An 11,852-nucleotide genomic window follows, 5' to 3' on the forward strand; every position below is an offset into this window, starting at 1 on the left:
ATATACCTGCTTCGGAGGGAAAAAATATAAAAAAAGAAAGATAGGTGGTATTTTTAAGGAAAGTAGCCTTTATTTGAATTTATTTTAAATTATTTTAATAATATCTCCCTAATCTAATCCATGAAACACATTATTACTACAGTGCTCCTGTGTCTGAGCCTGACGGCAGCCTGGGCGCAGTACAACATCCTGCCCCGGCCTTCGCAGCTGACACCGGGTAAAGGTGAGCTGGTGATTACCTCCCGAACTACGGTAGGAGCCCCGACCGATGAGCGCTGGAGCCACGTAGCCCGCCTGTTTGCTGATCAGCTTGCAACAGCCAGTGGTCTGAAAGTAAAGATGACAAACGGGAAGGGTACCATTACTTTTCAGCCCTCTAAAGATGCCTCTCTGGGGCCGGAAGGGTACAAGCTGAACGTGACGCCGAAGCAGATACTCATTGAGGCTACTACGGCTAAGGGAGCCTTCTACGGTATGCAGTCGTTGCTGCAGTTGCTGCCCGTGGAGGTATTCAGCCCCCAGGCGGTGAGCGGTGTGAAGTGGGCCGTTCCGGCGGTAAGTGTTAGAGATGTACCCCGCTACGAGTACCGCGGCATGCACCTGGACGTGGCTCGTCACTTCATGCCCGTTGACTTTATCAAGAAGTACATCGACCTGATGGCCCTCCACAAGCAGAACCAGTTTCACTGGCACCTGACCGAAGACCAGGGCTGGCGCATCGAGATCAAGAAGTACCCCAAGCTGACCGAAATTGGCTCAAAGCGTAAGGAGACTATGATGGGCCACTACGGTGATAAGAAGTGGGACGGACAGCCCTACGGCGGGTTCTATACTCAGGATGAAGTGCGCGAAGTAGTTAAGTACGCGCAGGACCGTTTTGTAAACGTAATTCCTGAGATCGAGATGCCCGGCCACTCCGTGGCGGCACTGGCCGCGTACCCGCAGTATGGTAATAATCCCGACAAGATCTACGAAGTAAGTACTACCTGGGGCGTGATGGATGATATATACATGCCCCACGAGGAGACATTCCTGTTCCTGCAGGATATCCTGACGGAGGTGATCGACCTGTTCCCCAGCGAGTACATCCACATCGGAGGCGACGAAGCACCTAAGAAGCAGTGGAAGGAAAGCCGCTTTGCGCAGGAACTGATCAAAAAGCATGACCTGAAAGACGAGCACGGGCTGCAGAGTTACTTCATCCAGCGCATTGACAAGTTTATCACGTCCAAAGGCCGCAAGATGATCGGCTGGGATGAGATTCTGGAAGGAGGGCTTTCACCTAATGCCATCGTCATGAGCTGGCGGGGTACCGAAGGAGGTATTGCCGCGGCTAAGGAGCGGCACCAGGCCATCATGACACCCGGCGGTTTCTGCTACCTCGACCACTACCAGGCCGATCCCAAGACCCAGCCCGTAGCGTTCGGTGGCTTCACTGACCTGGCCAAGTCGTACTCGTATGAGCCTACACCCACGGAGCTGTCGGCCGAGGAGGCGAAGTACATACTGGGTGTACAGGGTAACGTATGGACGGAGTACATGAAAACACCTGCCTACGTAGAGTACATGGTGTGGCCACGCGCCATTGCCCTGGCCGAGGTGGGCTGGACGCCCAAGGACAAGAAAGACTTTGAGGATTTCAGCAAGCGCTGGGATGTACACAAGAAGCGCCTCGACCTCCTGAAGGTTAACTACTTCGGTGCTCCGATCAACGATCAGTTTCAGTACCAGTGGCCGCTAAAGAAGGCTGCTAAGAAATAGGATCAGATACTACTGGTAATACGGGAGAAGGGGAGCTGCTGAGCGGCTCCCCTCTCTGTTTCAAACCAGAGTGGACGATCGGTTGTTGTGACTTAATATACAATGTGACTTAATATACAATAGGATATCAAACGTACTGTTAATACTATGAACTGGAATGATGTGCTGGACTATGCCAGCAAAGGAAGTCCCGAGCCACCGCGCCGGGTAGAAAAAACCGAAGAAGAGTGGAAGGGATTGCTATCGCCGGAAGAGTACTTCGTGACCCGGCAGAAGGGTACTGAGCGGGCCTTCGTGGGGGAGTACTGTCATCGCCACGATCCCGGCCTGTATGCGTGCCGCTGCTGCGGCACCCCCTTGTTCGACTCTACCGTAAAGTTTGAGTCGGGTACGGGCTGGCCGAGCTTTACGGAGCCGGTGTCGCAGGATGCAATCAAGTACGAGATGGATACCAGCTACGGCATGCGGCGCGTGGAGGTTATGTGCAACGTGTGCGACTGCCACCTGGGGCACGTGTTTCCGGACGGGCCGCCGCCCTCAGGGCTACGCTTCTGTGTTAATTCTATCTCTATTCTGAAACAGGATTAGGGTATAGAAACAGGTACTTTTAATCCTAAAGCTGCTTTCTCTCTGGTGGAGGAGGCAGCTTTTCTTCTTTAGCCCTGGCTTCGAACCAGCGCATCCGGTAGGCATTGATCGCGGTAGTACCCAGGCTATCGATGAGCCGGTAGTTAACTACCAGCCCTACCGCAGCCCCCACACCCGGTATCAGCTGCGCCATCTTCGCCAGATCTATATAGTCACGGTACTCGAGCTGGAAGGTGAGCCAGTCAAACTGGTTGATGTCCTGGGGGAGTTGTTTGCAATGCTCATCCCAGTTTACTATTTGCTGATATACCTCCCGCCGTCGCTCCTGACTCGAAAAAGCCAGTTGAAAAATGTGCAGGATAAAGAGCCGCTCGCGGTAGTCATCCACGGAGTGTCCGTACAGGGCTGCTATCTCGAAGAGCATCTTCATCTTGATACCCAGCAGGAGCGGAAAGTCCGCTACGGCCAGCCAGAAACCCCCGGCCCCCGTTACGGCCCCTTCGGTAGCTCCCGCTTTCTTATAAAAATCAATGCGCTGCCGGACTGTAGCTTCACAAGATTGCAGCCGGCATTCTGTAGCCGGAGCGCGGGTAGTAAAGCCAGCTCCGTACAGCACCGCCCGGGTCATCTGCTTGATGGCAGCCGTCACGGCCTGATGTACCTTATCGGGTATGATGCGGTTGATCCGGCGCTGCATGGCCTTGGCCAGGCGGTTGGCTGTTGAAGGCGGTTTCTGCATTTTGTGTTGCCACTGCTGCAACTCCTGCTGGATTACCTGCTCGTAAAGGGGCATGGCTAAAGGAATTATAGGTTACTATTTGAATACGAATAAACTTATAATATATTAGTAGGCAAATACCTAAGTGCCTGTTGTTGCCGGAGTTCCGGCCTTAGGCTTAGCTGTACAGTAGCGCGAATGAGTACGGTGGCAAGGCTACTCTTCCTGTAGAAAAGTAGTATTGCATGAGTTTGGTTCGAGATTCAGCTCTGCATTACATAGTTAGTACCCCGATCAGTTAGATCAATACCTACCTCCCATTTCCACTCCTTACTCCACTTCTGATGCGATCCGCCTAATGACGGACCGGCAGGGCCGTTTGTCTATGGCTGCATCAGCAAGGGCTGAGCACATTGCTAATACTATATTTTATATCTAAATCCTGTACCTATGTCAACACTATTCAGAACAGGTGTGTGTATTGCCACTTTGGCAGCCTGCGTAGTAACGGTCCCGCTTACCGGTGCTCATGCACAAGCACGTAAGGAGAAGAAGAAAGAGGAGAAAGAGGCAGCACCGGCGGCCACCGCCGACAAAAAAGAGGCCCCTCCCAAGAAACTCGCCGATGTAATCAAGAAATGCAAGGAGTACCCGGGCCTATTTACCATGTACCAGGATACCACCAACGGAACGGCCTACCTGCTGGTGCGCAACGATCAGGTAGATAAGGAGTACATCTACTTCAATCATGTGACGGATGGGGTACTCGACGCGGGCTACTTCAGGGGCGCGTACGGCGACAACGGGGTCTTCTCGATCCGGCGCTACTTTGACCGCATGGAGCTGATCGGGGAGAATACCTCCTTCTACTTTGATAAGGACAATGCGCTCAAGCGGGCCGAGGGAGCCAATATCAACCGTCCGATCATAGCCAGTCAGAAAATCGAAGCACAAAATGATGAGAAGACGGCCTTCCTCATTAAGGCTGACGATATTTTCCTGGGAGAAGTACTGGGGCAGATCAAGCCATCTCCCAACCCCAACAGCAAGCCCGGGCAGTCGTTTGATCTGGGAAAATTAAGTAAAGAGAAAACCAAGACCTCGGCCATCCGGAACTACCCGGAGAATACGGATATCGTGGTAGAGTATGCGTTTGAGAACCCGTACCCCGTCAAGTATGGCTCCAGCGCCGTAACCGACAGCCGTAACGTAGTGGTAAAGGTACAGCACAGCCTGATCCAGATGCCGCAGAACGACTACCAGCCGCGCCGCGACGACCCACGGATAGGGTACTTCAGCGACAAGGTTACCGACATGACCAGTCCGGAGGTAACGCCCTACCGCGATCTGATCCACCGCTGGCACCTGGTCAAGAAAGACCCTACCGCTGCTCTGTCGGAGCCCGTGGAGCCCATTGTCTGGTGGATAGAGAATACTACGCCACTTGAACTGCGTCCTACGATCAAGGCCGCCACCCTCCAGTGGAACAAAGCCTTTGAAAAAGCCGGATTTAAAAATGCCGTGGTGGTCAAAGAGCAGCCGGATGATGCCACCTGGGACGCCGGTGATATGCGTTACAATGTACTGCGCTGGACCTCCTCGCCCATACCTCCTTTTGGTGGCTACGGTCCCAGCTTCGTCAACCCCCGTACCGGCCAGATCCTAGGCGCCGACATCATGCTGGAGTACGTATTTGTTACCAACCGCCTGCAGTCGGGTAAGGTATTCAATAGCGCAGCGCTGGGGCTGGAAGAAGCCGAGGTACAGCAAATGGGCAACCGACATTTCTGTACGCTGGGTAGTACCCTGCATCAGAACAACCTCTTTGGTATGCAGATGATGGATGCCCTGGGCGGCTCGGGTATTGAAGTAGAAAAGGATGAGATGCTCAAGCAGTCGCTGTACTTCCTGGTATTGCATGAGGTAGGGCATACCCTGGGGCTGAACCACAACATGAAGGCCAGTCAGATGATCCACCACAAGGACATCCACGACCGTACCCGGGCGGAGCAGGCAGGGCTCACCGGTTCGGTAATGGACTACCCGGCGGTTAACTACAGCCTGGACCGGACTAAACAAGGGTACTACTACACTACCCAGCCCGGCCCTTACGACCTGTGGGTAATTGAGTACGGCTATGCTCCCGTGGATGAGGCGCAGCTACGCCGGATACTGGCCCGCTCCACCGAGCCGGCCCTTATGTTTGGCAACGACGCCGATGATATGCGCGCCCCCGGCAAAGGTATCGATCCCCGGGTCATGATCAACGATATGTCGGGTGATGCCATCGGCTACGCAGTAGATCGGGTAGAGCTGGTGAAGAAAGCCTATCCTACCCTCCGCAAGAAGCTCATCACCAGCGACCAGTCGTTCCATGAGCTACGCAATGCCTACCTGGTACTTACCGGCGAGCAGGCCAACAGCCTGCGCATCATCAGCCGGTACATCGGCGGTATCTACGTAGATCGTGCCTATAACAACCAGACCGGAGCTACCCAACCCTTTACCCCCGTACCGGCCTCTGAGCAGAAGCGGGCCATGAAGGCACTGGCCCAGCTGGGCTTTGCTCCCGATGCTTTTAACGTACCGGACGGTATCTATGCCTATCTGCAGACGCAGCGCCGGGGATTTGATCATTTTGGCAGCAACGAAGATCCGCAGATACACGGCCGCGTCCTGATGATTCACCAGGACCTGCTGAATCAGCTGATGCACAAAAACGTGTGGGAGCGCATTACCAACACCCAGCTCTACGGCAACGGCTACAACCTGAATAGCTTCGCCAGCGACCTCACCGAGGCTATCTTTAAAGCTGATATGAATAAATCGGTCAATACCATGCGCCAGAATCTGCAGCAGGAGTACGTAGACCGGCTGGCAGGTATCATGCAGGGTAAGGAGTACGATCACGTAGCCCGCACCACCGCTTTTGGTCAGCTAAAAGCCATACAGACGATGCTCGCTACCGCTAAAACGGACGATGCGGCTACCCGCACCCACCGTGATTATCTGAAATACAAAATTGAGACGGCCCTCGAGACAAAGAAAAGCTGACCTGGGTAGTAACAAGCCGGAGCGCCACTTAGTGATAGGTGGCGCTTTGGTGCTTAAGTACAATTCCGGGTGCAGGTCAATTCGGATACTGATAGGGGAGTAAAGGGTGTTAATTCAAAGGGGTCGTGCTTGGTAAGGCGTGGCATATGCGTATAAAAGGCTGCTTTTATAAGAAATGTCGTTTAACCATAGTTAGGGCAGGCTGTTTTATAAAAAATATACTATCCGGAATGAAAAAATAAATCCCCTAACAATCGTTTTCACATCCCCCGAACCTTCTATTTTTGCGGTATGTACAAACGTCTTTTGCTTCCCCTCCTCTTTCTGCTTGACCCCGAGCAGGTACATCATTTTGTGTGTGATGCCCTCCGGTTTTTTTATCGTTTGCCGCTGGTGCCCGGCCTGATGCGGAAGCTCTTTGTATATGAGCATCCATCCCTGGTACAGGAAGTAGCCGGTTTGCGGTTCCGTAATCCGGTAGGACTGGCCGCGGGCTTTGATAAAAATGCTGAGCTGGTGGATGAAATGGCGGCGCTGGGATTTGGGTACGTAGAGATAGGTACCGTTACGCCCCGCCCGCAGTCCGGCAACGACCGGCCGCGCCTGTTCCGTCTGAAGGCTGACCGCGCCCTCATCAACCGCATGGGGTTCAACAATAAGGGAGCTTCGGTAGCGGCCGCTAAGCTTAAGGCACGGAAATCGGACATATTGGTAGGGGGAAATATCGGTAAGAACAAGGTCACCCCCAACGAGCAGGCGCTGGACGACTACATCGCCTGCTTTCATGAGTTGTACGAGGTGGTGGATTACTTTGTAGTCAACGTAAGCTCACCCAATACACCGGGGCTACGTGACCTGCAGGAAAAAGAACCACTCATGCACCTGCTTCGGGAGCTGCAGACCCTGAACCTGACCAAACCCAAAGCCAAGCCTATCTTTCTGAAGATAGCGCCCGATCTGAATCAGAGCCAACTGGATGATATCATTGATATAGTAAAAGAAACAAAGATTGCGGGAGTGATTGCCACCAATACGACTATAGTACGTAAAGGACTGACTACACCGGCCGAAGAAGTGGACAACATAGGGGCGGGTGGCCTGAGCGGGGAGCCGCTCCGATACCGTTCCACTGAGGTTATTCGTTATCTTTGTAGTAAATCGGAGAATGCTTTCCCTGTCATTGGCGTGGGAGGAATAGCATCTCCTGCCGATGCACTCGAAAAAATAAAGGCCGGAGCCTCCCTGGTGCAGGTATATACCGGTTTTATATACGAAGGTCCGGGCCTGGCCCGCCGTATCTGCAAAGCATTAGTCTCGGCAAATGAGCCTCGCGCCTGATGTGACGTTTCGATTAGAGAGAAATTTGTAAATCATTATTGCTACAATGCCCGAGAAAACACCCCGAGGAAATTCAATTCGCCCGAAGGAAAAGAAGGAGGAGACTTCATCCGGATTTCAGCTCTCGCTGAACTGGAGAGGTATCATCTCCAATCCTAAAAGTTCGCTCGCCTGGGGCATGTTCTTTATGCTGATCGGGCTTCTGCTCGAAATCTCTTTCTTATCCTATATTTTCACCGGTACCGCCGACCAGAGCGTGGTGGACGGACTGGGGCAGGAACCCGTACGGGAGGCTGGCCGCCAGACCCGCAATGCCCTGGGGTTATTCGGCGCTACGGCCTCGCATATCTTTGTGTACCGTTGGTTTGGGGTAGCGGCCCTGGCTTTACCGCTGGTACCTTTTCTGTCGGGCTGGAAGCTGGTATTCAGGAGCGAACTGCTTCCCCTGGCGCGCACTACCAAGGAGGTAATCTTCTACACCCTCTGGATCAGCATGCTCATGGGCTACGTGGTACTCATGAGTGGTACCGAGCAAAGCCTGAGTTTCCTGTGCGGGGGCTTTGGCTACGAGGCCAACCTCCTGCTGTTCGGATTGCTGCGCTGGGGTAGTATACTGGCTATCGCCTTCGTCCTCTTCCTCTACGTGGTGTACTTCTACGAGGTTACATCCATTAATCTGAAAAAGAAAGGAGCCACATCTGCCCAGGCTGACTCGTACGCTCCGGCCGACTACCCGTCGGCAGATACGGATGGTGTGGAAACAGGGGAAATGGCCGAAGCACAGCCCGAGCCGGTTAGTACCTACCGGCCGCTGGAGGAGTATACCTACGAAGAAGAAGTACCGCCTCAGCATGTACCACCTGTACATGCTTTGCCCGACGAAGTTTTACCCGAGAGTACCCCAACGGATACGGATCGTACTCCGCTACCAGAGCCGCTACCCAAGCCGGTAGAGCCACTAATGGAGGTGCCGGAAAACTACGAAGAGGTGGAGCGGCGCAACGAATTCTTCCTGGATGAGTCGGTGCTGGCCGCCGCGGAGCCTCCCCTTATTCTGGAGGTAGAAGATGGCCCCGATCTGACGTTGCCGGTGGAGGACGATGAAGAGGACATCAGCGAAAAGATCCTTCGGGAGGCGGGCTACTACGATCCTACGATTGATCTACCCTCGTACCAGTTCCCTACCGCGGATCTCCTGAATGAAATCAACGAGAGCCAGCAGGAGAAGGTATCACAGGAAGAACTGGAGAGCAACAAAAACCGCATTGTCGAAACACTCGGCAGCTATGGTATCAACATCTCCAAGATCAAGGCTACCATTGGCCCTACCGTAACGCTGTACGAAATCATACCGGAAGCGGGCGTGCGTATCTCCAAGATCAAGAACCTAGAAGGAGATATCGCGCTGAGCCTGGCGGCTCTGGGTATTCGTATCATTGCGCCCATGCCGGGTCGGGGTACGATCGGTATTGAAGTACCTAACAAGAATCGCGAGACGGTATTTATCCGTTCGGTACTGGGGAGCGAACGCTTTCAGAAAGCCAACTACGACCTGCCGGTAGTACTGGGTAAAAACATTTCTAACGAAATACACATTGCTGACCTCGCCAAGATGCCCCACCTGCTGATGGCCGGAGCCACCGGACAGGGTAAATCAGTAGGTCTGAACGTGATCCTGGCCTCGCTGATCTATAAGAAGCACCCTTCGCAGCTCAAGTTCGTACTGGTAGATCCCAAGAAGGTGGAGCTTACTCTGTTCAACAAGCTGGAGCGTCACTTCCTGGCTAAGCTGCCTAATAGCGAAGAGGCGATCATTACCGATACCAAGAAGGTAATCTATACCCTTAACTCCCTCTGTATCGAGATGGACGCGCGCTATGACCTGCTGAAGGAAGGCGCTGTACGTAACATCAAGGAGTACAACGCCAAGTTTGTACAGCGTCGCCTGAATCCGGAAAAAGGACATAAGTACCTGCCCTATATCGTCCTGGTCATAGATGAGCTGGCCGACCTGATGATGACAGCCGGTAAAGAGGTAGAGACCCCCATTGCCCGCCTGGCTCAGCTGGCGCGTGCGGTAGGTATTCACCTGGTACTGGCTACGCAGCGGCCTTCGGTCAAAGTTATTACCGGTTTGATCAAGGCCAACTTCCCGGCCCGTCTGTCGTTCCGGGTAACGTCCAGCATCGACTCCCGCACCATCCTGGATACGGGTGGAGCCGAACAACTGGTAGGGCAGGGGGACATGCTCCTGGCGATCAACTCCGACATCGTGCGTCTGCAGTGTCCGTTCATTGATACCCGCGAAGTAGAGGATATATGTGAATTTATCGGTAGTCAGCGTGGCTATGAAGAGGCCTATGCACTGCCGGAGTACGAGGGTGAAGACGGTGGAGAAGGACGCGCCGAACTGAACGTGGAGGACTTCGACCAGTTGCTGGGTGAGGCGGCCCGTCTGATCGTCACGCACCAGCAGGGTAGTACCTCTCTGATTCAGCGCAAGATGAAGCTGGGGTACAACCGGGCCGGACGCATTATGGACCAGCTGGAGGTCATTGGTGTGGTAGGTCCCTTTACCGGAAGCAAAGCCCGTGATGTACTTTTCCACGATCTAGAAAGTCTGGAGCAGCACATGAAGAGCATGGCCATTGCCTAGTAGCTCCCGCTCCCCTAACATCGGGAACAAGGAATCATGCTGCTACGTTAAACCTCATGTAAGTTGGCTTGTCAAATGTATTGAACGCCTGTACGATCAGGTGGAGAGATATTTATCTAAATATAAGTATAGTAACCAATATAAATCATGAAAAGAACAATAGTAGTAGTAGTGTTGGTGATGGCTGGCTTTCTGACTGCTTTAGTCAACCCCACACTGGCTCAGAACGACAAGAAAGCCGCGGCTATACTGGACGCTATGAGCGATAAGTACAAGAACATGAAGTCGTTCAAGGCGGCTTTTACCTATACTCCCGAAGGTGGTAAACCTCTGAAAGGGGATGCTACAGTAAAGGGTACCAAGTTCCGTCTGAAGATGGCCGGGCAGGAGATCTTTAACGATGGTACTACCATGGCTACCTATATCAAGGAAACCAACGAGGTGAATATCCAGGATTTTGATCCGAATGAAGCCGGTGGCCTGGACCCCACCAAGATCTATACGGCCTATAAGAATGGCTTTAAGTATAACTTCCTGAAAGAGACCAAGGAAGGTGGACAAACCTACGAAGTAGTAGAGCTGACTCCAACTACCAATAAGAATGGTCAGGTGGCAAAGGTAGAGATCCAGGTAAATAAGGCAGACAAGTCGATCAGGAGCTGGAGGATCTTCCAGAAGAATGGTCAGCGTGTAACGTACAAGGTGGACAACTTCCAGCCTAATGTAAATGTAGCCGATACCTTCTTTGCCTTCAACGCCAAGCAGTATCCTGGTGTAGAGGTAGTGGATCTGAGATAGGTAGGTGTTAGCTGATAGCTTTTAGTTATTAGCCTTTAGGTATTAGCTAATAATTTTTTACTTTAAATAACAGAAGAGGGTGAAACGGTTAGCGTTTCACCCTCTTCTGTTATTATCTGCTATTATATAAGTGTAGTTAAAAGTAAAGCTAACAGCTAATACCTAATCACTAACACCTAAACAAGTACATTCAGGACCTGCTCCAGGATAATCTTTCCGTCGGTGTTACCCAGGGCGCAGTCAGCGGCGCGCTCAGGGTGAGGCATCATCCCAAATACATTACGGCCTTCGTTGCAGATGCCGGCTATGTTTTCCAGGCTACCGTTGGGGTTAGCTGCGTCGGTGATGTTACCATTCTCATCGCAGTAGCGGAACAGTACCTGATCGTTGTCGTTGAGGCGCTTCAGGGAGTCAGCATCCGTAAAGTAGCGTCCTTCGGCATGGGCGATAGGTATTTTGAAAGCTCTATCCATATCCAAACCGCTGGTCAGCAGGGAATTGTTGGTCTGAGCCTTTAGATGCACATTACGGCAGATAAACTTCTGTCCGTTGTTACGCAGCAGAACGCCGGGGGTTAGTTCAGCTTCGCATAGGATCTGGAAACCATTGCAGATACCCAGTACATAGCCTCCGCGCTTGGCGTGCTGAATCACCTCGTTCATGATAGGTGAAAAGCGGGAAATAGCTCCCGAACGCAGGTAATCACCATATGAAAAACCACCAGGTAATACGATCATATCGCAGCCCTGCAGGTCGTGGTCTTTGTGCCAGAGCTTTACTACCTCCTGGCCCAGGTTATGCTGTAAAGCGTATACGGCGTCATCGTCACAGTTAGAGCCCGGGAATACTACTACTCCAAATTTCATATCTTACTTATATAAAGTATGTTCGGTTAATGATACAAAGATAACGCTTTGACGCAATGATTCATTCATCAAG

Annotated in this window: 8 protein-coding genes; 6 read left to right on the forward strand and 2 right to left on the reverse strand. The window is 52.5% G+C overall.

What is annotated here, in order from left to right; translation table 11 throughout:
* The first annotated feature begins 120 nt into the window (after positions 1–120).
* Both JTN23_RS06675 and msrB read left to right on the forward strand, forming a co-directional pair.
* Positions 121–1,761, forward strand: a complete 1,641-nt coding sequence (locus JTN23_RS06675; RefSeq protein ID WP_247233269.1) for a beta-N-acetylhexosaminidase — start codon at positions 121–123, stop codon at positions 1,759–1,761.
* A gap of 147 nt (positions 1,762–1,908) precedes the next feature.
* Positions 1,909–2,349: a peptide-methionine (R)-S-oxide reductase MsrB gene (gene msrB / locus JTN23_RS06680; RefSeq protein ID WP_247233270.1), complete on the forward strand. Its 441-nt coding sequence runs from the start codon at positions 1,909–1,911 to the stop codon at positions 2,347–2,349.
* Positions 2,350–2,374: 25 nt separating this feature from the next.
* Here the strand turns inward: msrB and JTN23_RS06685 are convergent, their stop codons facing one another.
* Positions 2,375–3,142, reverse strand: a complete 768-nt coding sequence (locus JTN23_RS06685) for an EcsC family protein (protein WP_247233271.1) — start codon at positions 3,140–3,142, stop codon at positions 2,375–2,377.
* A 375-nt stretch (positions 3,143–3,517) separates the two neighbouring features.
* Between JTN23_RS06685 and JTN23_RS06690 the strand changes: the two genes are divergently transcribed.
* From JTN23_RS06690 to lolA1, 4 genes are all read left to right on the forward strand, one after another.
* Positions 3,518–6,121: a zinc-dependent metalloprotease gene (locus tag JTN23_RS06690; protein ID WP_247233272.1), complete on the forward strand. Its 2,604-nt coding sequence runs from the start codon at positions 3,518–3,520 to the stop codon at positions 6,119–6,121.
* A gap of 291 nt (positions 6,122–6,412) precedes the next feature.
* On the forward strand, positions 6,413–7,459 hold the full coding sequence (locus JTN23_RS06695; protein ID WP_247233273.1) for a quinone-dependent dihydroorotate dehydrogenase: 1,047 nt from the start codon (positions 6,413–6,415) through the stop codon (positions 7,457–7,459).
* A 46-nt stretch (positions 7,460–7,505) separates the two neighbouring features.
* Positions 7,506–10,115, forward strand: a complete 2,610-nt coding sequence (locus JTN23_RS06700; protein WP_247233274.1) for an FtsK/SpoIIIE family DNA translocase — start codon at positions 7,506–7,508, stop codon at positions 10,113–10,115.
* Between the two features lie 147 nt (positions 10,116–10,262).
* On the forward strand, positions 10,263–10,913 hold the full coding sequence (gene lolA1 / locus JTN23_RS06705; protein ID WP_247233276.1) for an outer membrane lipoprotein periplasmic chaperone LolA1: 651 nt from the start codon (positions 10,263–10,265) through the stop codon (positions 10,911–10,913).
* Positions 10,914–11,089: 176 nt separating this feature from the next.
* Here lolA1 and purQ read toward each other — a convergent pair whose 3' ends face one another.
* The gene (purQ, locus tag JTN23_RS06710; protein ID WP_247233277.1) at positions 11,090–11,779 is read right to left on the reverse strand and encodes a phosphoribosylformylglycinamidine synthase subunit PurQ; all 690 of its coding nucleotides are present in this window, start codon (positions 11,777–11,779) and stop codon (positions 11,090–11,092) included.
* Positions 11,780–11,852 lie beyond the last annotated feature (73 nt).

This window comes from Telluribacter roseus (assembly GCF_017355915.2).
Classification (GTDB): domain Bacteria; phylum Bacteroidota; class Bacteroidia; order Cytophagales; family Spirosomataceae; genus Telluribacter.